Here is a 20795-nt window from a genome sequence, read left to right as displayed (position 1 = left end):
CGCCGTTCCCGCGAGGCGGCGCACCCCGCCGCCCGCGACACTGGGGACATGGGCGAATGGGTGCAGCGCAACATCGTCGAGCCGGGGAAACTCCCCCTGCTCCTCGCGCTGACCGCCTTCGTCCTCACCTTCCTGATCACCCGGATGATCACCCGCCTGATCCGGGCGGGGAAGGGCCCCTTCGGCAACATCAGCTCCGGCGGGGTGCACATCCACCATGTCGTCCCCGGGGTCGTCCTGATCATCGCGGGCGGTTTCGGCGCGGTGGCGAGCGGGGCGCGGGGCTTCGGCTCCGGGGTCTTCGCGGTGGTCTTCGGTATCGGGGCGGGGCTCGTCCTCGACGAGTTCGCGCTGATCCTGCACCTCGACGACGTGTACTGGACGGAGGCGGGGCGCAAGAGCGTGGAGGCGGTGGTGCTGACGGCCGCGCTCGGGGGGCTGCTGCTGGTGGGGTCGGCGCCGTTCGGGGTGAACGACATGAGCGATGCGGAGCTCCAGGACCGGGGGACCGTGCTGGTGACCGTCGCCGTCAACTTCCTGCTGTCGCTGACCGTGCTGTTCAAGGGCAAGATCAAGATGGCCGTGTTCAGCGTGTTCATCCCGTTCATCGGGCTGGTCGGGCTGGTGCGGCTGGCCCGGCCCGGGTCGCCCTGGGCGCGGCGGTTCTACCGGCGACGGCCGCGGGCCCGGGCGCGGGCGATCCTGCGGGCGTACCGGCACGACCGGCGCTGGGTGGGGCCGGGGCGGGTGCTGGGGGACTGGCTCGGGGGGAAGACGGACGCGGAGCTGTCGCGCAAGGGGGCCTAATGGGGGTGGGTGCGGCTGTCGCTCGGCGGGTGCGGATGCGTTGTGGCTGGTCGCGCCCCGCGGCGGAGCCGCACATCGATACAGCCCCGCGCCCCTGAGGTGAGCGATCTTGCCCGGCACAGAAGAGCAACCGCCGTCATCGCAGCCAAGTGCTCCTTGCCTGCCAGGTTGTTCTTCAGGGCGACCTCCAGGAGCATCGCCGCGAACACCGCAGTCGCCGTGACGTACGCGCGGTAGCGGCAGCCCAGGTACACCGCCAGGCCCACCACCGCTGCTGACGGGCCGGTGTCGACCACCACGGCGTCGGACGCGGGAAGCCAGCCGAGGGCGATGCCGACGCGGGCGTACAGGGTACCGGCGAGGGTCGCGACGTAGGCCACGGCCAGGGTGCGCCGACGGCCCAGACAGGTCTCCGCGAGGCCGAACACCAGCAGGAGCTGGGCGAGGGCACCCCAGACCGGCAGGTCGAGCGCGGGGACGAAGAGGGAGAGCGGGGTGCGCAGGAGGGCGAGCCACAGGGGGTCGGCGGCCCGGACGGCGCCCAGGTCCTGCACCGGCCCGTAGCCCCAGGACCGGTTCTGGACGAGCTGGAGGACCGACGTCAGACACACCGCCGCGAGCGTCGTCGCCACCGCCCGCCACCGCCGCCGCACCAGGGGCTCGCGCACGGCCGAGTACAGCGGTCCCCACTCGGCACGGGCCCACCGCACGGCACGACCCCTCACCGACGGGTCTCCCTCACCGCCAGGAACCCCTCCGCCCTGGCCGACGCCAGGGCGATGCGGGGCAGGTCCGCGCTCTTTTCGAAGAGGAGGAACCTGGGCTCCCAGATGGGCCGGTACTTGGCGTTGGCGCGGTACAGGGACTCGATCTGCCACCAGCGGGAGAAGAAGCTCAGCAGGGAGCGCCACAGCCTCAGCACGGGCCCGGCGCCCAGCCGCGCGCCCCGTTCGAAGACCGAGCGGAACACGGCGAAGTTGAGCGAGACCTGGGTGATCCCGACCTCCTGGGCGCGCCGGAGGAGGTCGATCACCATGAACTCCATCAGGCCGTTGTCGGAGTCCCGGTCGCGCCGCATCAGGTCGAGGGAGAGCCCCCGCGGGCCCCAGGGCACGAAGGAGAGCAACGCGCGCAGCTCGCCGTGCGCGTCCGTGCACTCCAGCATCACGCAGCGCCCGTCCTGCGGGTCCCCGAGCCGCCCCAGCGCCATGCTGAACCCGCGCTCGGTGGCCCCGTCCCGCCAGTCGTCGGCACGGCGCAGGAGATACGCCAGCTCGTCGGCCGGGATGTCCTCGTGCCGCCGTACCCGCACCGTGTACCCGGCGCGGTGGACCCGGTTGTACGCCTGCCGGACCGTCCGCATGGCCCGGCCCTCCAGCGTGAAGTCGGCGACCTCGACGATCGCCTCGTCGCCGAGTTCGAGGGCGTCCAGCCCGTGCCGGGCGTACACCGTCCCTGCCTCCTCGCTCGCGCCCATCACCGCCGGGATCCACCCGTGCGCCCGTGCCTCGGCGAGCCACGGCTCGATCGCCCCCGGCCAGGCCTCCGGGTCGCCGAGCGGATCCCCCGAGGCCAGGGACACCCCGCCGACCACGCGGTAGGCGACGGCCGCCTTCCCGGTCGGCGACCAGCGCACGCTCTTCTCCCGGCGCAGCGCGAAGTACCCGAGCGAGTCCCGCTCGCCGTGCCGATCGAGCAGCTCCCGCAGCCGCTTCTCGTCGTCCTCGGTGAGCGGGTCCACGGCCCGCCGGGAGCGGAAGGCCGCGTACAGGACGGCCAGGACGAGGGCCGTGCTCAGCACGTTGACGGTGACGTCGACCCAGTTCGGCGGGGCGATGCCGGGGGAGCGGAAGTCGGTGATCGAGACCAGGCGGAGGGTCCCGTAGCGCCAGCGTTCGGCGAACGTGGAGGGCCCCTGGGCCCGGTTGGTCGCCGTCACCAGCAGGGCGGCGAGCAGCGACGAGACGAGCAGCCCGCCGGCGCCGACGGTGGCGGCGAGCCGGGGGTTGGCCCGGTCGCCCTTGGCGTAGAACTCCCGCCGCCCGAGCACCAGCGCGCCCACGAAGGCGGCGGTCAGGGCCAGCGACACCCAGTTCTGCGGGTGCCGCCGGATCTCCGGGAACACCATGGCGAAGGCGAGCAGCGCGAGGAACGCCCCGCCGAGCCCGAGGTTGAGGATCCACGCGGCGCGCTTGCGGCGCCGCATGGTGATCGCCAGGAACGCCGTGAACACCCCGGAGGCGAAGCCGGCGGTCAGCAGATACGGCGTGAACAGGTCCTCCTGGTTGTGCCGTCGCACGTCCTGCCCCAGGGAAACCCACACCGCGCTGAGGAAGTTGACGAAGGCGACGGCACGCAGGTACCAGACGGCGAGGACGGCGGCGACCCGGGAGTTTCCCATGACGGGTGATCATATGGGTGCACTTCCGGGAAACCGCTCCTTTGTGACCGCCTGTCCCTTTACTCCTCTTACTCCTCTTTCTCGTCGTCCCCCTCGGAGAGGGCCGGCCGCTCCGGCAGTTCGGCGGCCAGTGCCGCCGCGGCCTGCACCAGCGGCAGCGCCAGCAGCGCCCCCGCGCCCTCCCCGACCTTCACGCCCTGGTCGAGCAGCGGCTCCAGCGCCATCCGGTCCAGCGCCTTCGCCTGGCCCGGCTCGCCGCTCTTGTTCGCCGCCAGCCACCAGTCCGGCGCCCGGAACGCGATCCGCTGCCCCACGAGCGCGCACGCGGCCGCCACGACCCCGTCCAGCACGACCGGCAACTTCCGTACGGCGCACTGGAGCAGAAAGCCCGTCATCGCGGCGAGGTCGGCCCCGCCGACCGTCGCCAGCAGCTGCAGCTGCTCCCCGAGCACCGGCCGGGCCCGCCGCAGCGCGTCCCGGATGGCCGCGCACTTGCGCATCCACGCCAGGTCGTCGATGCCCTCGCCGCCCCGCCCGGTCACCACGGAGGCGTCGGTCCCGCACAGCGCGGCGACCAGCACTCCGGCCGCCGTGGTCCCGCCCACGCTGACATCGCCGAGGACCACCAGGTCCGTACCGGAGTCGGCCTCCTCGTCCGCGACCGCCACGCCCGCCCGGAAGGCCGCCTCGGCCTCCTCGACCGTCAGGGCGTCCTCGATGTCGATCCGGCCGCTGCCGCGCCGCACCCGGTGCCGTACGACGTCCTCCGGGAACGCGTCCGGCTCGCAGTCCAGCGCCATGTCCACGATCCGCACGGGCACGTCGAGGCGCCGGGCGAGCACCGAGACCGGGCGGCCGCCCTCCAGGATCTCCCGCACCAGCTCCGCGGCGGTGCCGGCCGGCCGGACCGAGACCTCGAGCTCGGCGACGCCGTGGTCGCCGGCGAACAGCACCACCCGCGGCCGTACGACCGGCCGCACGGGCACCGAACCCTGTGCCGCCGCCAGCCACTCACCCAGGTCGTCCAGGCGCCCCAGCGATCCGGGCGGCACGATCTGACGTTCCCGGCGGGCCTCCGCGTCGCGGCGGACGCCGCCGTCGGGGCGCTCGATCAGATCGGTGAAGTCGTCGAGATTAAGCGAGCTCATTCGCCGAACAGTACCGGCACCGGGCGACCGGTTCGGCGGCACATGGGCAGCCCACAGGCGCGACGTCGTTGCGCCCAAGATCGGTATCCCATACGTTCCGTTTTGCTGCGGAATGTCGTAGCGCTCGCGACTGCCCTTCCCCCGGAGCCGCTCATGCCCTCCCGGCCCAGGCCCATCCACGACCCGCGCCGCGACGACTGCCCGTGGTGCGGATCGAAACGCCTGCGCACCCGACTGCGGTCACCGGACCTGCGCCACCGCAGACCGGGCACCTTCGTGGTCGACGAGTGCCGGGACTGCGCGCACGCCTTCCAGAACCCGCGCCTGACCCCCGAGGGCCTGACGCTCTACGACGGCCCGGGCGACCGGCGCCACAGCCCCCGGCGCCTGCGGGCGACGGCCCGCGCGATGCTGCCGTTCCCGGAGCCGGAGAGCTGGCTGGACGTGGGCACGGGGGACGCGTACTTCCCCCTGGCGGCCAAGGCGCTGTTCGCCTACACGGCCTTCGACGGGGTGGACGTGACCCCGCGCGTGCGGCGGGCCCGGGCGGCGGGCCGTCTGGACGAGGCCCACCTGGGCGCTCTCACCGCCCCCGACGTCCTCTCCCGTCTGCGCGGCCGCTACGACGTCGTCAGCATGCTCCACCACCTCGAACACACCAGGGAACCCCGGGAGGAACTCGCCGCCGCGCTCACCGCCCTGCGGCCCGGCGGCCACCTCCTCCTCGAACTCCCGGACCCCACCAGCGCGTCGGCGACCGTCCTCGGCAAGTGGTGGCACCCCCACGACCAGCCCCGCCACCTCCATCTGATCCCCCCGGCCAACCTCCTGGTGGAACTCGAGTCCCAGGGCTGCGACATCGTCACCACGGACCGCAGAGCGCCTCACACCCCCCACGACCTCTCGACGGCGGCCTCCCTCTATCTGAACCGCACCCGCCTGCACCGGGCCGCGGCTCTCGCCACCGCCGTCGCGTCCCTCGCCGACCACGCCCTGGCCCCGGCCCTGCGCCGCACCCGCTTCTCGAACGCGTACCGGGTGATCGCCCGAAAGACCGGGTGAGCGCGGGCCGTCGGGCACGTGCGGGCGCGTGGTGGCCGCTCGCGCACTTCCCCGCGCCCCCAGGGGGTTGCAGTCGTGTTGCCCTCATCCCCGCAGCACCACCGCCTGGCCCGCCACCACCAGGACGACCTCCTCGCACTCCGCCGCCACCGCCGCGTTCAGGCGGCCCAGCTCGTCCCGGTAGCGGCGCCCGGACGCGGTCGCCGGCACGATTCCCGACCCCACCTCGTTCGACACCAGCACCACGGTCCGCCGAGCGCCCCGCACCGCCGACGCCAACTCCGCGACCCGCCCCCGCAGGGCCCGCTCACCCCCGTCCGCCCACACCGCGTCGTCCCACGCCCCCACGGAGTCCATGACGTCCGTCAGCCACAGCGACAGACAGTCGATCAGCACCGGCGCCCCCTCCTCCGCCAGCAACGGCACCAGGTCGCAGGTCTCCGCCGTACGCCACGAACCCGGCCGACGGTCCCGGTGCGCGGCCACCCGTGCCGCCCACTCGGTGTCCCCGCCCCGCGTCCCCCCGGTCGCCACGTACAGCACATCGGGGAACGACTCCAGCCGCCGCTCCGCCTCCACCGACTTCCCCGACCGCGCCCCGCCCAGCACCAGCGTCCGCCGCGGCACGTCCGGCACGTCCTCGTACACCCCCGCCACCAGCGTCGTCCCGTCCGGCACCGCCCGCGCCCCCGCCGCCGCCAGCTGTCGCGTCAACTCCGCGCCCGGCGGCACGTCATGGTCCAGATGTACGGCGATCACGTCCGTCGTCGGTCCGACCGCACCCACCGCGCGCAGCTTGGCCAGCGCGTCCGGCCGCCCCACCAGATCGGCGAGGACCAGGTCGTACCGCTCCGCGGGCTCCGCCCCCTCCTCCAGACCGGCCGGCGCGCCCCCCGGCGGCAGATACAGCAGCCGCTGCCCGTCCGGACCGGTCACCGCGTAGCCGGTCCCCGGCGCGTCCATCGCCACCGCCCGCACCCGATGCCCCGTCAGCAGCGCCAGCTCACGCCCGTCCGGCACCCGCCCCGGCTGCGGCAGCCCGGGCGGCACCTCCACCGGCGGCCCGTCGTGCGGATGCGACAGCAGCACCTGCCGTACACCGCCCAGCGAATGGCCCACCCGGGCCGCCGCGAAGGCCGCACCCGGCGTCAGATCGAGCAGCAGCGACCCGTCCACGAGCAACGCGGTCGCCGCACGCGCGTGCGGTCCCAGCGACATCGCGCACACCGCGCAGGGGCAGTCGGGGCGGGGCAGTCCCGCCGGGGCACCGGTTCCGAGCAGAGTCACGTCCACACAGCGTATTTTCGCGTCCCTGACCTGGTCTTGCGCATCCGACTAGGCTGCTCGGCAGGAGCCGGACCAAGATCCGGCTTCTGCTCTGCACGTGTTCAAACAGGGAGGCGTACATGGCGGCATGGACGTGGCGGTTCGAGAAGGCCGACGGGACGGAGGTCCCGCCCGCCGTGGAGCCGGAGGAGTTCACCACCCAGGGGGACGCCGAGTCCTGGATCGGGGAACAGTGGAAGGCCCTCCTCGAAGGCGGCGCGGACCAGGTGCGGCTCTTCGAGGACTCCACCGAGATCTACGGCCCCATGAGCCTGCACGCGAGCGAGGCCTGACCCCGTAACCGTGGGAAGGGGCGGCCCCCGACCCGGCCGCCCCTCCTCCGGTTCCGGGGCACCGCCTCACTGCTCACCCAGCGTCACCTGGGCCGTCTTCTCCTTGCCGTCGTGGGTGTACGTCACCGTGGTCCGGTCACCCGGCTTCTGCTCGGCCAGCGCCTCCGTCAGCGAGGTGATGGTGGTGACGTCCGTGTCACCGAGCCGGACGATGACGTCCCCCGGCCTGATCCCCGCCCTGTCGGCCGCCCCGCCGCTCTTCACCTCCACCACGACCACCCCGGCGGGCTGGAAGTCCGCGTCCACGAAGGTGCGTCCGGTGATGCCGAGCGCCGCCCGGCCCGAGTCGGTCACCCGGCCGCTGCGCACGATCTGGTCGGCGATCGTGCGCACGGTCGACGCGGGGATCGCGAACCCGATGCCGGGCGCCGCCCCGCCGCCGAGTTCGGGATCGGTCGCGGCGAGCGTCGGGATACCGATGATCTGCCCGTCCAGTCCGACCAGCGCGCCCCCGCTGTTGCCCGGGTTGATCGCCGCCGAGGTCTGCACCATGTTGGCGAGGGTCGCCCCCGTACCGCCGCCGTCGCTGCCCTCGCTGACGGTCCGTCCGGTCGCCGAGACGATGCCCTCCGTCACGCTCGACGACAGCCCCAGCGGCGATCCCATCGCCAGCACGACCTGCCCGACCTGCACCTTCGAGGAGTCCCCGAACGACGCCGCCCGCAGCCCGGCCGGCACGGTGTCCAGCTTCACCACGGCGAGATCCTGCTCCGGGTACGAGGAGACGAGGGTCGCCGTGAGCGGCTTCTTGCTGTTGGCGGTGGTCACCCGGAACGTCCGCCCGTCGGCGACGACGTGCGCGTTGGTGACGATGTGCCCCTTGCCGTCGTAGACGACCCCGGACCCCAGCCCGCTGTCCGTCTCGATCTGCACCACCGACGGCAGCACGTCCTTGATCACCCGCTGGAAGTCGCTCTCCAACTCCTCCGCGGCCCGGCCGGGCGGCTGCACGGCGGCCTGCGCGGCCTGGGCGGTGGTGGCCCGAGGAGTCCTCTCGGCGGCCGGCGCCCCGAGCCCGGAACACCCGGCACAGCACACGAGCAGGGCGCATCCCAGAGCACGGAAACGGGCAGAGTCCATGTCCCGAGTCTCTCGGCGAGGAGCCTGAGGGGCTTCTTCAACTCACCCGAACGAGCGAACCGACGCCCGCTTTCCAGGGGCGCGGGGCCGTATCGATATGCGGCTCCGCCGCGGGTGCGCGATCAGCCCCCACCGGCCCGCACATCCCCTGCGGCCTCAAGCCCCCCGAACCCCACAAAGATGCAGCAACGCCGCCACCCCCCGGTAGGGATCGGTCCGCCCCGCCCGCTCCTCGACGGCGAGCAGCGTCTCCACGTCGTCGGGCACCGCGGCCCCGTCCACCGCCGTGTCGGTGAACACCCGCACCCCGAACCAGGCCTGCAACGGCGCCCCGATCCCGGCCAGCGCGTCGGTCAGGGTCGCCAGCCGGTCCGCGCGCACGTCCAGCCCGAGCCGATTGGTATAGGCCACCGTGTCGAACGCGCCCAGCGCGCCCGCCCAGTCGCCGCTCAGCCCCGGCCGCATGGCCAGCGCGTCCGCGTTGCGCACCAGCAGCGACAGCAGCCCGCCCGGGGCCAGCATCCGCCCCAGCCCGGCCAGCAGGGCGTCCGGCTCCTCGACGTACATCAGCACGCCGTGGCACAGCACCACGTCGAAGCTGCCCGGCAGGAAGTGCACACCGGTGTCCCGGCCGTCGCCCTCGATGATCCGCATCCGCTCCCGGATGCCCTCGGGCTCCCCGGCGAGCGACTCACGGGCCGCCGCGGCCATCGTCGCGTCCTGTTCCAGACCGGTCACCTGATGACCGAGGCGGGCCAGCCGCAGCGCCTGCGTGCCCTGCCCCATGCCCACGTCGAGCACGCGCAGCCGCTGCCCGACCGGATAACGCCCGGCGATCTGCTCGTCGAGCTGCCGGGCCACCAGCTCCTGCCGTACGACATCACGCAGCCCGCCCAGCCTGCTCAGCCAGGCCTCGGCCGCTCCCCCGGAGAAAGCCGTCGTGCTCAGGGCCGCTCTCCGCGCTTGACCTGCGGCTTGGGCAGCCGGAGCCGGCGCATCTGCAGAGAGCGCATCAGGGCGTAGGCGACCGCGCCCCGCCTGTTCTGGTCGGGGAAGCGCGCGTGCAGCGCCTTGCGCAGCCGGAAGGCGGAGACGATCGAGTCGAGCACGATCAGCACGATCACGACCAGCCACAGCAGCAGCGCGACGGTCTGCAGCGAGGCCACCCGGACCAGGCTCAGCACCAGGATCGCCACGGCCATGGGCAGGAAGAACTCCGCCACGTTGAACCGCGAGTCGACCCAGTCGCGCGCGAACTTGCGGACCGGGCCCTTGTCACGGGCCGGGAGGTACCGCTCGTCACCGCCCGCCAGGGCCTGGCGCTGGCGCTCCAGCTGGGTGCGGCGCTCGTCACGCTGCCGCTTGGCGGCCTCCTTGCGCGTCGTCGGCGTGTTGGCGACGCTGCGGCGCTGGGTCTGGGCCTCGCTGCGCTTGGGCGTCGGCCGGCCCTTGGGGGCCTGCGGGTCACGGGTCTGCTTGGAGTCGGTCACCGCCGCCTTGTCGGCGGGGGCCTTCTCTTCCTTGGCACGGCTACGGAACACAAAACCCAAGGGTAAGCGCATCCGGGCATGGACCCCAGCCCGGCGGGGAACGATCCGGCAACACCAGGCGTCTGTAGTGAAGACGGGACCGGGACAGACGGGGGAAAACAGAGGAAGAGGGGACGTAAGGGAAGGCGATCGCCGACCCTGAGCGTCACCTACTCCTCACGCCGGAGCAAAGGACTCGGTCAGTCGTTCTCGGGGAGGAGCGCATCCGCCCCCGAACAGTGCGTCAATGGATGCAGGGCCCGTACTGTGGGTTCTGTCGCAGAGCTGGAGCTGGACGTCAGAAGGGGGCGCGCGAAGCCCATGAGCGGTGTCATGAAGCGTATGGGGATGATCTTCCGCGCGAAGGCGAACAAGGCCCTTGACCGGGCCGAGGACCCGCGCGAGACCCTCGATTACTCGTACCAGAAGCAGCTGGAGCTCCTGCAGAAGGTCCGCCGCGGCGTCGCCGACGTGGCCACCTCGCGCAAGCGCCTGGAGTTGCAGCTCAACCAGTTGCAGTCGCAGTCCTCGAAGCTGGAGGACCAGGGCCGCAAGGCGCTCGCGCTCGGCCGTGAGGACCTCGCCCGCGAGGCCCTCTCCCGCCGGGCCGCCCTCCAGCAGCAGGTCACCGACCTGGAGACGCAGCACGCCACGCTCCAGGGCGAGGAGGAGAAGCTCACGCTCGCGGCGCAGCGCCTCCAGGCCAAGGTCGACGCCTTCCGTACGAAGAAGGAGACGATCAAGGCCACCTACACCGCGGCCCAGGCCCAGACCCGCATCGGCGAGGCCTTCTCCGGCATCTCCGAGGAGATGGGCGACGTCGGCCTCGCCATCCAGCGCGCCGAGGACAAGACCGCCCAGCTCCAGGCCCGGGCCGGCGCCCTCGACGAGCTGCTCGCCTCCGGCGCCCTGGACGACCCCACCGGCATCGCGAAGGACGACATCCAGAGCGAGCTGGACCGGCTCTCCGGTGGTACGGATGTAGAGCTGGAACTGCAGCGCATGAAGGCCGAGCTGGCAGGAGGCTCCTCGTCCGGCCAGCAGGCCATCGAGGGTGGCACGGGCCAGTCGCAGTCCCCGCAGCAGCCGCAGGACACCCCGCGCTTCGACAAGCAGTAGGGCCCACGCCGAGGGAGGCGACATGATCGTACGGATCATGGGGGAGGGACAGGTGAGGCTGGACGACGGCCACCTCGCCGAACTGAACAAGCTGGACGACGAACTCCTCGCGGAGCTGGAGGGTGGCGACGCGAGCGGGTTCGGCCGGACGCTGGGCGCCCTGCTGGACGCGGTCCGCCGCCTGGGCACCCCCCTCCCCGACGACTCCCTCGAACCGTCGGAACTGATCCTTCCGTCCCCGGACGCGACGCTGGACGAGGTCCGGGAGATGCTGAGCGACGACGGGCTGATCCCGGGCTGAGGGGCACCTCTCGGCGCCGGCCGGGTCTCAGCCCGTCCGGCGTTTGAGGACGAGGTCCGTTCGGGGCCGACAGCGGGGGTCTGGCGGCGGCAAGCTTCCAGTTACGGCCAGGAGGGCGACGGTAAGCAGAAAGTGACCCCCCTCGCACGGGCCCGGCGCCAGCTGACGGCCCACCCCCTCGCCCTCGACTCGGCCCTCGCCGCAGGCGTCCTGCTCTGCATGCTCGCCGGCTCCTTCGTCGACCCCCACAGCGGCCACACCGTCAGCTGGAGCATCCGCACCCCCGACCCCCTCAGCCTCCTGCTGATGACCCTTGGCGCCATGGCCCTGGTCTTCCGTCGCCGCGCCCCCATGACGGTCCTCGCCGTCACCGGCACCCTCTCCGTCGTCGAGCTGATCACCGGCGACCCCCGCGCCCCCGTCGCGATGTCCGCCGTCGTCGCCCTCTTCACCGTCGCCGCCACCACCGACCGCCCCACCACCCTGCGCGCCGGCCTGGTCACGATGACCGCCCTCACCAGCGCCGCGATGCTGGCCGGCCCGCTGCCCTGGTACGCGCAGGAAAACCTCGGCATCCTCGCCTGGACCGGCATCGGCGCCACCGCCGGCGACGCCGTCCGCAGCCGCCGGGCCGTCGTCCAGGCCATCCGCGAGCGCGCCGAGCGGGCCGAGCGCACCCGCGAGGAGGAGGCCCGCCGCCGCGTCGCCGAGGAACGCCTGCGCATCGCCCGCGATCTGCACGACGTGGTCGCCCACCACATCGCCCTGGTCAACGTGCAGGCCGGGGTCGCCGCGCACGTCATGGACAAGCGCCCCGACCAGGCCAAGGAGGCCCTCGCCCACGTCCGCGAGGCCAGCCGCTCCGCGCTCAGCGAACTGCGCGCCACCGTCGGCCTGCTGCGCCAGTCCGGCGACCCGGAGGCCCCCACCGAACCGGCCCCCGGTCTGGACCGCCTCGACGAGCTGGCCGGCACCTTCCGCAACGCCGGCCTGCTGGTCGAGGTGGCCCGCGCCGACCACGACACCAAGCTCCCCGCCGCCGTGGACCTGGCCGCCTACCGGGTCATCCAGGAGGCCCTCACCAACGTCCAGAAGCACGCGGGAGGGGACGCGAAGGCCGAGGTCAGCGTCGTACGCGTGGGACCGCACATCGAGATCACGGTCCTCGACGACGGAGTCCCCGGGGCCGAGGAGGCCCCGGTCACCGGCGGTGGACACGGACTGCTCGGCATGCGCGAACGCGTCACCGCCCTGCGCGGCACCCTCACCACCGGTCCCCGCTACGGAGGCGGCTTCCGGGTGCATGCGATCCTGCCCGTCAAGACCCGTACCCGGACCGCCGAGGACCCCGTATGACCATCCGTGTCCTGCTCGCCGACGACCAGGCGCTGCTGCGCAGCGCGTTCCGGGTGCTCGTCGACTCCGAGTCCGACATGGAGGTGGTGGGGGAGGCGTCCGACGGGGCGCAGGCGGTCCGGCTGGCTCGCGAGGAGCGTCCGGACGTCGTCCTGATGGACATCCGCATGCCGGGCACGGACGGCCTCGCCGCGACCCGCCAGATCAGCGCCGACCCCGACCTCGCCCAGGTCCGGGTGGTCATCCTGACCACCTTCGAGGTCGACGACTACGTGGTGCAGTCACTGCGCGCGGGCGCCTCCGGCTTCCTCGGCAAGGGCAGCGAGCCGGAGGAGCTGCTCAGCGCGATCCGGATCGCCGCCGGCGGCGAGGCCCTGCTCTCCCCGGCCGCCACCAAGGGCCTGATCGCCCGCTTCCTCGCGCAGGGCGACGCCCCCGACGACCACGACCCCGCCCGGGCACAGCGCCTCGGCGCCCTCACGGTGCGGGAGCGCGAGGTCCTCGTCCAGGTGGCCGGCGGTCACTCCAACGACGAGATAGCCGAGCGGCTGGAGGTCAGCCCGCTCACCGTGAAGACGCACGTCAACCGGGCCATGGCCAAGCTCGGCGCCCGTGACCGGGCCCAGCTCGTGGTGATCGCGTACGAGTCGGGGCTGGTCCGCCCGAGGGTGGAGTGACCTCAACTGTCCCTTATTGCACGGTTGGTTGGGGTACGGTCGGTGTCGCCGGGCTGGTTCCAACCCGGCCGGTGTTGATCGCGTGAGACTTGACCGTCCGCCGGGCGGACAAGCAGCGTGAGCCGGGAATCCCCGTGTCGGGGAGGGTTCAAAGAAGAGAGATCCGCAGAAGCGGGTGCGTGTGATGTGGTCGTCAACAGCCTCGAGGGTGTCGACGGCATCACCGGTGTCACCTCCACCGCGAGCGAGGGCAACGCCCTCGTCGTGGCGTCCTTTCGGCCAAGCCCGCGCGGACCCTGGCCGAACTGAAGGCCCTCCGGCTCGGCGCCGTACGGCTCGGTGACATCGCCACCGTCCAACTGGTCGACGGCCCGGTGTCGATGACCCGGATCGACGGGCAGCGCGCGGCCACCGTCACCGCCCGGCCGACCGGCGACAACACGGGCGCGGTCAGCACCCAACTGCAGTCGAGGATCGATGCGTTGCAGCTCCCGGCGGGCGCCACGGCCCAGATCGGCGGGGTCTCCTCCGACCAGGACAGCGCGTTCAGGAACCTGGGCCTGGCGATGCTCGCGGCGATCGCGATCGTCTTCATGCTGCTGGTGGCGACGTTCCGTTCGCTCGTCCAGCCGCTGATCCTGCTGGTCTCCATCCCGTTCGCGGCGACCGGCGCGATCGGTCTGCTGCTCGTCACCGGCACCCCGATGGGCGTCCCGGCGGTGATCGGCATGCTGATGCTCATCGGCATCGTGGTGACCAACGCGATCGTGCTGATCGACCTCGTCAACCAGTACCGCAAGCAGGGGTACGGCGTCGTCGAGGCCGTGGTCGAAGGCGGCCGGCACCGGCTGCGCCCCGTCCTGATGACCGCGCTCGCGACCATCTTCGCCCTGTTGCCTGATCAGCTCGACGCTGCTCACCCTGCTCCTCGTCCCGACGCTCTACGCGATGCTCGAACCGCGCAAGGAACGCCGGGCCAGGAAGCGGGCCCTGAAGCGGCAGTCCGCACAGCCCGACAAGACGCCCGGACCGGCCGGCGTCTGAGGGCACGTCGGCGCGGCGGACACCCCGTCCGTCACGCCGACGGTTTTTCCGGTGGTCCGGTTCCTTATGCTGTGCGCTCGAACTGCTCGGCGGCGAAAGGGAATCGGGACGTGCCGCTGCACAAGGACGACCCGAGGACGCTCGGCGGATACCGGATCGTCGACCGGCTCGGCGCCGGAGGCATGGGTGTCGTCTACCGTGCCCGCTCACGGTCGGGGCGCGAGGTCGCCCTGAAGGTGGTGCATGCCCAGTACGCCGAGGACGCCGTCTTCCGGGCCCGGTTCCGGCAGGAGATCGCGGCCGTCCGCCGGGTGAGCGGCGCCTTCACCGCACCGGTCGTGGACGTCGACCCGGACGCGGCACGCCCCTGGATGGCGACCCAGTACGTGCCCGGACGCTCCCTCGCCGACCGGATCCGTGAGGGCGGCCCGATCCGGGGCCCCGAGATACGGCTGGTGGCCCTCGGGCTGGTGGAGGCGCTGCGGGACATCCACCGGGCGGGCGTGGTGCACCGCGATCTGAAGCCGGCGAACGTCCTGATGGCCGAGGACGGCCCCCGCGTCATCGACTTCGGCATATCCAGGGCGGCCGAGAACCACAACACCCTCACCGAGACCGGCCAGATGATCGGCACCCCGCCCTTCATGTCGCCGGAGCAGTTCACCGACGCCCGCTCGGTCGGCCCCGCCTCCGATGTCTTCTCGCTCGGCGCGCTGCTGGCGTACTCCCTCACCGGCCGGGGCCCCTTCGACGCCGACAGCCCCTATCTCACCGCCTACCGGGTGGTCCACCACGAGCCCGTGCTGGAGGGGGTGGCGCGCCCCCTGCGCACCGTCCTGGAGCGCTGCCTGGCCAAGGAGGCCAAGGACCGGCCCGGACTCGAGGAACTGGCCCAGGACTTCGCCTCCGTCCTGCCCGAGCCCGTGGGCGACGACGATCCGCCCACGATGACCCTGCGGCCGGTCCCCCTGCGGGCCGCCCCGGAGACCGACCCGGGCAACGCCGCCGGCCCCACCGCCGCCGGCACCGGCGCGGGCCGCAGGCGCCGGCTGCGTCCGGTGTGGACCGTGGCCGGCACGGCCTGCGCGCTCGCCCTGGGACTGCTCGGCTACGTCACCTACGGGCCGGGATTCGCCGACGACACCCCGGCGTCGAGCAGCACCTCGGCCCCGTCCTCCGGCCCGTCCGCCGCCTCCCGGTGGGCGGCTCTCCCCTCCGGCTGGAAGCCCTGGCAGACGACCGTGACCGCGGACGCCGAGAGCGGACTGCGCAAGGCCCCGGACACCAGGGAGACCGCGACCGCGCCGTTCTGCGCCCTGGGCGAGGGCGCCGTCTACTGCGGGGGCAGCGCGCTCCTGCCGGTGCGGATCGACGGCGCCACCGGAAGGATCCTGTGGCGGGCGGACATCGCGCCCGCCGGGACCTCCGCCGACCTGTACACCACGTCGGTCTTCGGTGTGCAGGACGGCGTGGTGCTGGTGGAGCTGGTCGTCGACGAGGCGTCCGGCGGGACGAAGGTGCAGGCCGTCCTCGGTCTCGACAGCGAGACCGGCAAGACGCTCTGGACCCGGAACACCTACAAGGACGGGCTCGGATCGGTCTCCGCGGACGGTCTCGGCCTGATGGAGGAGGGCGACGGCCGCACCCTGACCGCCCGCTCGGCGAGCGACGGCACGGCGCGCTGGCAGGTGTCCCTGCCCGCCGGCCACTACTGCACTCCGACGTCCCTGGGGGACCGCTTCTACGTGGAGTGCGTCACCCAGGAGGAGAACTCCGACGCCACGCAGTACCTCGTCATCGACTCCGCCGACGGCTCCACCCGCCGGGTGACCGCGGTGGAGGGCAAGGCGTTCCTCGTCGGCGCCCTCGACGGGCGGCTGGTCTTCGTGGAGTCGGACGACGAGGACCCCTTCCTCAGCGGCGACGTCACGTACCACCGCATCGTGCGCATCGATCCCGACAGCGGCGAGCGCGAGGTGAGCGAGCTGAACGGCACGTTCCGGGGGCAGGCGGTGCTGCGGCACGACACGCTCTGGTTCTCCACCTCCGGCGGGCTGGTGACCGCCGTCGACCCGCTCACCGGCACCCGGAAGTGGGAGAGCCACACCAACATGGAGTCACCCGGCGCGGTCACCCTGGACGACGAGGGCAACACGGTGTACCTGGCCACCACCAGCGGCCGGATGGCGGCCCTGGACGCGGCCAAGGGCACCCTGCTGTGGGAGTCGGACGCCCGTGCCGAGGTCCTGGCCGGCGGAATCGAGCCGAGCGTGCTGATCAACAAGGGATCGGTGGTGGTGGTGACCGCCGACGGCACGGTCTTCACCCTCGACCCGGCCCACCCCGACCGGACACCGGTCTCGGCGGGCTGACGTTCCCTATCCTGTGGACGAACTGTCCGGCGGGGGAAGGGAATCGGGACGTGCCGCTGCACAAGGGCGATCCGAAGGCGCTCGGCGGGTATCGGATCGTCGACCGCCTCGGGTCGGGCGGGATGGGCGTCGTCTACCTGGGCCGGTCCCGTTCGGGGCGTGACGTCGCCGTCAAGCTGGTGCACGCGCAGTACGCGGAGGACGGTGTCTTCCGGGCCCGGTTCCGGCAGGAGATCGAGGCGGTCCGCAAGGTCAGCGGGGCGTTCACCGCTCCGGTCGTGGACGCCGATCCGGAGGCCATACGGCCCTGGATGGCCACCCAGTACGTGCCGGGCGCCGCGCTCTCCGCCCGCATCCGCGACACCGGCCCGCTGAAGGGGGCGGAGCTGCGGCGGCTGGCCCTCGGGCTGGTGGAGGCGCTGCGGGACATCCACCGGGCCGGGGTCGTCCACCGTGACCTCAAGCCCGCCAACGTGCTGATGGCCGAGGACGGCCCCCGGGTGATCGACTTCGGTATCTCCCGCGCCACCGAGAACCAGACCCTCACCGAGACGGGGCACGCGATCGGCACCCCGCCGTTCATGTCCCCGGAGCAGTTCAAGGACGCCCGCTCGGTGGGCCCGGCCTCGGACGTCTTCTCCCTCGGCGCGCTGCTGGTGTTCGCCGCCACCGGCCGCGGCCCCTTCGACGCCGAGAGCCCCTACATGACGGCGTACCGCGTCATGCACGAGGAACCGTCGGTGGACCCGGTCGCCGAACCGCTGCGCGCGGTGCTGGTCCGCTGCCTGGCCAAGGAGGCCGACGACCGGCCCGGACTCGACGAACTGGGCCGGGAGCTGGCGGGCGCGCTGCCCGAGCCGGAGACGGGCGACGTGCCGACGGTGACCCTGCGCACGCCGGCGGCCGGTGCTGCACCCGACCGGTCCGCATCCGGCCGTGCCGTGTTCGGTCGTGCCGTACCCGGCCGCGCTGCGCCCAGCCATCCCGCACCCGACGGGTCCGCACCCGGGGAGCCCGCCCGGGTGTTCTGGGCGTTCCGGGCGGGCCGTCGGCCCCGGCCGCCCCGGTGGCCGGTCCTGATCGCGGTGGCGGGCGTCCTCGCCGTGGCGCTCACCGGCGCCTTCCTGTTCGACCCGTTCCAGGGGGCCGACGCGACGGCGGAGCCGGACGCCACGGGTGCCGGGTCCTCCCGCTGGGACTCCCTTCCGGACGGCTGGAAGCCCTGGCGGACGTCCGTCTTCGCGACGGCCGCGAGCGGGGTGCGCGAGCCGTTGGGCGGCGCCGGCGGGGTGGCCGACGGCGGCTCCCTGTCCTGTACGGCGGGCCGGGGCGCCCTGTACTGCGGGGGCGACGGCACCCTGCCGATCCGGGTCGACGCGGCGACGGGCCGGATCGTCTGGCGCGCGGAGCCCCTGCCCTCGGACGTGACACGGGCGAGGTACGACAGCACGCCCGTCGGGGTGCACGACGACGTGGTGCTGGTCAGCCAGGCGGTCCTGAACAGCGCGGGCGACGACACGGCGGCCACCGTCGTCGCCCTCGACGCGGGCACCGGCGACCGGCTCTGGTCGCGCGCGGCGGCGGACAGCTATGAGACGCCCGCCGTCGTCGGTGATCTGCTGCTGATCCCGGACGGCCTGCGCGTGACGGCCCGCGACCCGCGCGACGGCAGTACGCGCTGGACCACGACGCTGCCCGCCGGGGCCGGCTACTCCTGCCAGGTCCACGACGTCGACGGCCTTCCGTACGCGGGCTGCACCAACGCGGGCACACCGTCACGCACCGTCTTCTACGCCGTCGACCCCGCCGACGGCACGCCCCGGAAGGTGAGCGTGCCCGACGGCGACGCCGTCCACGTCGGCACCCTCGGCGGCGACCTGGTCTTCGTGATGTCCCTGCGGGAGGGCCGGACCTCCGCGGACACGACGTACACCGAGGTCCTGCTGATCGATCCGGACACCGCGGCCGTACGGAAGAAGAAGCTGACGGGCGGTCCGCGCGGCCGGGTCTCGCTGGTCGGCGGCGTGCTCTGCTTCGCCTCCTCCAGCGGCCTGCTGACCGCCTACGCGCCCGGGACCGGCGAGCGCCTGTGGGCGACCTCGACCACCCTTCAGCAGCCGGGCGTGCCCGTCGCCGACGGGCAGGGCCGTACGGTGTTCGCGGCCAGTGCCTCCGGCCGGGTCGCCGCCCTGGACACGGGCAAGGGCACCCTGCTGTGGGAGTCCCCCGCGCGCGCCGACCATGTCGCCGAGCCGGGCTACGCGGCGGCGCGCGTGTTCCTCGACGAGGGCGCCCTGGTGGTGCTGTGCCCGGACGGGACCGTCGTCACGCTGGACCCGGATCACCCCGACCTGGAGCCGGTGTCGGGGTGATCCGGGGTCCGCGCGGGTCCGGCTACGGCAGCGCCAGCATCCGCTCCAGCGCCAGTTTGGCGAACGCCTCGGTCTCCGCGTCGACCTCGATGCGGTTGACCAGCTTGCCCTCGGCCAGCGACTCCAGGGTCCAGACCAGGTGGGGGAGGTCGATGCGGTTCATGGTCGAGCAGAAGCAGACCGTCTTGTCGAGGAAGACGATCTCCTTGCCCTCGGGCGCGAAGCGGTTCGCCAGGCGGCGCACCAGGTTCAGCTCGGTGCCGATGGCCCACTTGGAGCCGGCCGGGGCCGCCTCCAGCGCCTTGATGATGTACTCGGTCGAGCCGACGTGGTCCGCCGCGGCGACGACCTCGTGCTTGCACTCGGGGTGCACCAGCACGTTCACGCCGGGGATGCGGGCGCGGACGTCCTCGACCGACTCCAGGCTGAAGCGGCCGTGCACCGAGCAGTGGCCGCGCCACAGGATCATCTTCGCGTCGCGCAGCTGCTCGGCGGTCAGCCCGCCGTTCGGCTTGTGCGGGTTGTAGACGACACAGTCCTCCAGGGACATGCCCATGTCCCGGACGGCGGTGTTGCGGCCGAGGTGCTGGTCGGGCAGGAAGAGGACCTTCTCGCCCTGCTCGAAGGCCCACTCCAGGGCCCGCCGGGCGTTGGACGAGGTGCAGATCGTGCCGCCGTGCCGGCCCGTGAACGCCTTGATGTCCGCGGACGAGTTCATGTACGAGACGGGCACGACCTGCTCGGCTATGCCGGCCTCGGTCAGCACGTCCCAGCACTCGGCGACCTGCTCGGCCGTCGCCATGTCGGCCATCGAGCAGCCGGCCGCGAGGTCGGGCAGGACCACCTTCTGCTCGTCCGAGGTCAGGATGTCCGCCGACTCGGCCATGAAGTGCACACCGCAGAACACGATGTACTCGGCCTCCGGGCGGGCGGCCGCGTCCCGGGCCAGCTTGAAGGAGTCGCCCGTGACGTCGGCGAACTGGATGACCTCGTCGCGCTGGTAGTGGTGGCCGAGCACGAAGACCTTGTCACCGAGCTTCTCCTTGGCCGCCCGGGCCCGCTCGACCAGGTCCGGGTCGGAGGGCGAGGGCAGGTCGCCGGGGCACTCGACACCCCGCTCGCTCTTCGGGTCGGCCTCGCGGCCGAGCAGCAACAGGGCGAGCGGAGTCGGCTGTACGTCGAGCTCCGTGGTCTGGGCGGTGGTCACGTCACGCACCCTTTCTACTTTTCGTCGAACTGACGCTATCTATGATAGCCTGCTTCGTGTCACGTTGACGATGGTCATCGCGTCGATGTGACATGAATCCCGGAGAGGCGTGAAGTGACGTTTTCCGCTCGCAACCGCATGTGCGAGCATGAGAAGGGAACGACAAAGACACAAGCTGGGCCCGGAATGAATCCGCGGCCCCGTCGGTTGCAACCGTCGGCAAGCAGTCTCCGTACAACCCGGGAGAGATGTAGATGTCCGTATCGGACGAGACCAGCACCGTCACCGACGGCATCATCCTGTCCGACGCCGCCGCGGCGAAGGTCAAGGCCCTGCTCGACCAGGAAGGCCGTGACGACCTGGCCCTGCGCGTCGCCGTGCAGCCCGGCGGCTGCTCCGGCCTGCGTTACCAGCTCTTCTTCGACGAGCGCTCCCTCGACGGCGACGTCGTCAAGGACTTCGACGGCGTCAAGGTCGTCACCGACCGGATGAGCGCCCCGTACCTGGGCGGCGCCTCCATCGACTTCGTCGACACGATCGAGAAGCAGGGCTTCACGATCGACAACCCGAACGCGACGGGCTCCTGCGCCTGCGGTGACTCGTTCAGCTAGGTCATGACGGCGTGCGCGAAGGCGGCGGCC

18 protein-coding genes and 1 pseudogene are annotated in these 20795 nt (G+C 72.6%); 11 read left to right on the top strand and 8 right to left on the bottom strand.

The window, feature by feature from the left end:
• The first annotated feature begins 48 nt into the window (after nucleotides 1–48).
• The gene (locus ACYQ8Q_RS13410) at nucleotides 49–807 is read left to right on the top strand and encodes a hypothetical protein (protein WP_460064742.1); all 759 of its coding nucleotides are present in this window, start codon (nucleotides 49–51) and stop codon (nucleotides 805–807) included.
• Here ACYQ8Q_RS13410 and ACYQ8Q_RS13405 read toward each other — a convergent pair.
• The 3 genes from ACYQ8Q_RS13405 to cobT form a co-directional block, all read right to left on the bottom strand.
• Complete coding sequence (locus tag ACYQ8Q_RS13405) at nucleotides 804–1532, bottom strand: hypothetical protein (protein ID WP_460064740.1); 729 nt, start codon at nucleotides 1530–1532, stop codon at nucleotides 804–806. The genes ACYQ8Q_RS13410 and ACYQ8Q_RS13405 overlap by 4 nt on opposite strands.
• Nucleotides 1529–3208: a phosphatidylglycerol lysyltransferase domain-containing protein gene (locus ACYQ8Q_RS13400; RefSeq protein ID WP_460064738.1), complete on the bottom strand. Its 1680-nt coding sequence runs from the start codon at nucleotides 3206–3208 to the stop codon at nucleotides 1529–1531. The genes ACYQ8Q_RS13405 and ACYQ8Q_RS13400 overlap by 4 nt, the downstream gene beginning before the upstream one ends.
• Nucleotides 3209–3276: 68 nt before the next feature.
• The gene (gene cobT, locus ACYQ8Q_RS13395; RefSeq protein WP_460064735.1) at nucleotides 3277–4356 is read right to left on the bottom strand and encodes a nicotinate-nucleotide--dimethylbenzimidazole phosphoribosyltransferase; all 1080 of its coding nucleotides are present in this window, start codon (nucleotides 4354–4356) and stop codon (nucleotides 3277–3279) included.
• 153 nt (nucleotides 4357–4509) lie between these two features.
• On the opposite strand from cobT, the gene ACYQ8Q_RS13390 reads away from it, so the two are divergent.
• Complete coding sequence (locus ACYQ8Q_RS13390; protein WP_460064733.1) at nucleotides 4510–5418, top strand: class I SAM-dependent methyltransferase; 909 nt, start codon at nucleotides 4510–4512, stop codon at nucleotides 5416–5418.
• An 84-nt stretch (nucleotides 5419–5502) separates the two neighbouring features.
• On the opposite strand, the gene ACYQ8Q_RS13385 is transcribed toward ACYQ8Q_RS13390, so the two are convergent.
• Nucleotides 5503–6711, bottom strand: coding sequence for a bifunctional adenosylcobinamide kinase/adenosylcobinamide-phosphate guanylyltransferase (locus ACYQ8Q_RS13385; RefSeq protein ID WP_460064731.1), 1209 nt, complete (start codon nucleotides 6709–6711; stop codon nucleotides 5503–5505).
• A gap of 113 nt (nucleotides 6712–6824) precedes the next feature.
• Here ACYQ8Q_RS13385 and ACYQ8Q_RS13380 point away from each other — a divergent pair, with 113 nt between their 5' ends.
• Entirely contained in the window at nucleotides 6825–7037 is a 213-nt protein-coding gene (locus tag ACYQ8Q_RS13380; RefSeq protein ID WP_460064729.1) for a hypothetical protein, read from the top strand.
• Nucleotides 7038–7103: 66 nt separating this feature from the next.
• Here ACYQ8Q_RS13380 and ACYQ8Q_RS13375 read toward each other — a convergent pair whose 3' ends face one another.
• The 3 genes from ACYQ8Q_RS13375 to ACYQ8Q_RS13365 form a co-directional block, all read right to left on the bottom strand.
• On the bottom strand, nucleotides 7104–8177 hold the full coding sequence (locus ACYQ8Q_RS13375) for a S1C family serine protease (protein ID WP_460064727.1): 1074 nt from the start codon (nucleotides 8175–8177) through the stop codon (nucleotides 7104–7106).
• A gap of 156 nt (nucleotides 8178–8333) precedes the next feature.
• Entirely contained in the window at nucleotides 8334–9038 is a 705-nt protein-coding gene (locus ACYQ8Q_RS13370) for a methyltransferase domain-containing protein (protein ID WP_460064725.1), read from the bottom strand.
• Nucleotides 9039–9121: 83 nt separating this feature from the next.
• A complete protein-coding gene (locus ACYQ8Q_RS13365) occupies nucleotides 9122–9739 on the bottom strand; it encodes a DUF3043 domain-containing protein (RefSeq protein WP_460064723.1) in 618 nt (205 codons plus the stop codon).
• Between the two features lie 315 nt (nucleotides 9740–10054).
• On the opposite strand from ACYQ8Q_RS13365, the gene ACYQ8Q_RS13360 reads away from it, so the two are divergent.
• The 7 genes and pseudogenes from ACYQ8Q_RS13360 to ACYQ8Q_RS13330 all read left to right on the top strand — a co-directional run bounded on the left by ACYQ8Q_RS13360 (nucleotide 10055) and on the right by ACYQ8Q_RS13330 (nucleotide 18947).
• Complete coding sequence (locus ACYQ8Q_RS13360; RefSeq protein ID WP_460073297.1) at nucleotides 10055–10825, top strand: PspA/IM30 family protein; 771 nt, start codon at nucleotides 10055–10057, stop codon at nucleotides 10823–10825.
• 22 nt (nucleotides 10826–10847) lie between these two features.
• Nucleotides 10848–11126, top strand: coding sequence for a PspA-associated protein PspAA (gene pspAA, locus ACYQ8Q_RS13355; RefSeq protein ID WP_460064722.1), 279 nt, complete (start codon nucleotides 10848–10850; stop codon nucleotides 11124–11126).
• Nucleotides 11127–11258: 132 nt separating this feature from the next.
• Nucleotides 11259–12482, top strand: coding sequence for a sensor histidine kinase (locus ACYQ8Q_RS13350; RefSeq protein ID WP_460064720.1), 1224 nt, complete (start codon nucleotides 11259–11261; stop codon nucleotides 12480–12482).
• Entirely contained in the window at nucleotides 12479–13159 is a 681-nt protein-coding gene (locus tag ACYQ8Q_RS13345) for a response regulator (RefSeq protein ID WP_460064718.1), read from the top strand. Before ACYQ8Q_RS13350 ends, ACYQ8Q_RS13345 begins: the two co-directional genes overlap by 4 nt.
• 269 nt (nucleotides 13160–13428) lie before the next feature.
• A pseudogene (locus ACYQ8Q_RS13340) lies at nucleotides 13429–14203 on the top strand (efflux RND transporter permease subunit); the annotation flags it as partial.
• A 71-nt stretch (nucleotides 14204–14274) separates the two neighbouring features.
• The gene (locus ACYQ8Q_RS13335) at nucleotides 14275–16575 is read left to right on the top strand and encodes a protein kinase domain-containing protein (protein ID WP_460064717.1); all 2301 of its coding nucleotides are present in this window, start codon (nucleotides 14275–14277) and stop codon (nucleotides 16573–16575) included.
• A 50-nt stretch (nucleotides 16576–16625) separates the two neighbouring features.
• Nucleotides 16626–18947: a protein kinase domain-containing protein gene (locus ACYQ8Q_RS13330; RefSeq protein WP_460064716.1), complete on the top strand. Its 2322-nt coding sequence runs from the start codon at nucleotides 16626–16628 to the stop codon at nucleotides 18945–18947.
• 22 nt (nucleotides 18948–18969) lie between these two features.
• On the opposite strand, the gene nadA is transcribed toward ACYQ8Q_RS13330, so the two are convergent.
• Entirely contained in the window at nucleotides 18970–20154 is a 1185-nt protein-coding gene (gene nadA / locus ACYQ8Q_RS13325) for a quinolinate synthase NadA (RefSeq protein WP_460064715.1), read from the bottom strand.
• Nucleotides 20155–20408: 254 nt separating this feature from the next.
• On the opposite strand from nadA, the gene ACYQ8Q_RS13320 reads away from it, so the two are divergent.
• Nucleotides 20409–20765: a HesB/IscA family protein gene (locus ACYQ8Q_RS13320; RefSeq protein ID WP_030794551.1), complete on the top strand. Its 357-nt coding sequence runs from the start codon at nucleotides 20409–20411 to the stop codon at nucleotides 20763–20765.
• Nucleotides 20766–20795 lie beyond the last annotated feature (30 nt).

Source organism: Streptomyces sp. YKOK-I1 (assembly GCF_054660435.1).
This window is presented reverse-complemented; position numbering and strand designations above follow the sequence as displayed.

What these genes read in the sequence shown, in the direction of transcription:
- ACYQ8Q_RS13410 (WP_460064742.1), top strand. Translation starts at nt 49, where the DNA reads ATGGGCGAATGGGTGCAGCGCAACATCGTCGAGCCGGGGAAACTCCCC.
- ACYQ8Q_RS13400 (WP_460064738.1), bottom strand. Translation starts at nt 3,208, where the DNA reads ATGGGAAACTCCCGGGTCGCCGCCGTCCTCGCCGTCTGGTACCTGCGT.
- cobT (WP_460064735.1), bottom strand. Translation starts at nt 4,356, where the DNA reads ATGAGCTCGCTTAATCTCGACGACTTCACCGATCTGATCGAGCGCCCC.
- ACYQ8Q_RS13390 (WP_460064733.1), top strand. Translation starts at nt 4,510, where the DNA reads ATGCCCTCCCGGCCCAGGCCCATCCACGACCCGCGCCGCGACGACTGC.
- ACYQ8Q_RS13380 (WP_460064729.1), top strand. Translation starts at nt 6,825, where the DNA reads ATGGCGGCATGGACGTGGCGGTTCGAGAAGGCCGACGGGACGGAGGTC.
- ACYQ8Q_RS13375 (WP_460064727.1), bottom strand. Translation starts at nt 8,177, where the DNA reads ATGGACTCTGCCCGTTTCCGTGCTCTGGGATGCGCCCTGCTCGTGTGC.
- ACYQ8Q_RS13365 (WP_460064723.1), bottom strand. Translation starts at nt 9,739, where the DNA reads ATGCGCTTACCCTTGGGTTTTGTGTTCCGTAGCCGTGCCAAGGAAGAG.
- ACYQ8Q_RS13360 (WP_460073297.1), top strand. Translation starts at nt 10,055, where the DNA reads ATGATCTTCCGCGCGAAGGCGAACAAGGCCCTTGACCGGGCCGAGGAC.
- pspAA (WP_460064722.1), top strand. Translation starts at nt 10,848, where the DNA reads ATGATCGTACGGATCATGGGGGAGGGACAGGTGAGGCTGGACGACGGC.
- ACYQ8Q_RS13345 (WP_460064718.1), top strand. Translation starts at nt 12,479, where the DNA reads ATGACCATCCGTGTCCTGCTCGCCGACGACCAGGCGCTGCTGCGCAGC.
- ACYQ8Q_RS13320 (WP_030794551.1), top strand. Translation starts at nt 20,409, where the DNA reads ATGTCCGTATCGGACGAGACCAGCACCGTCACCGACGGCATCATCCTG.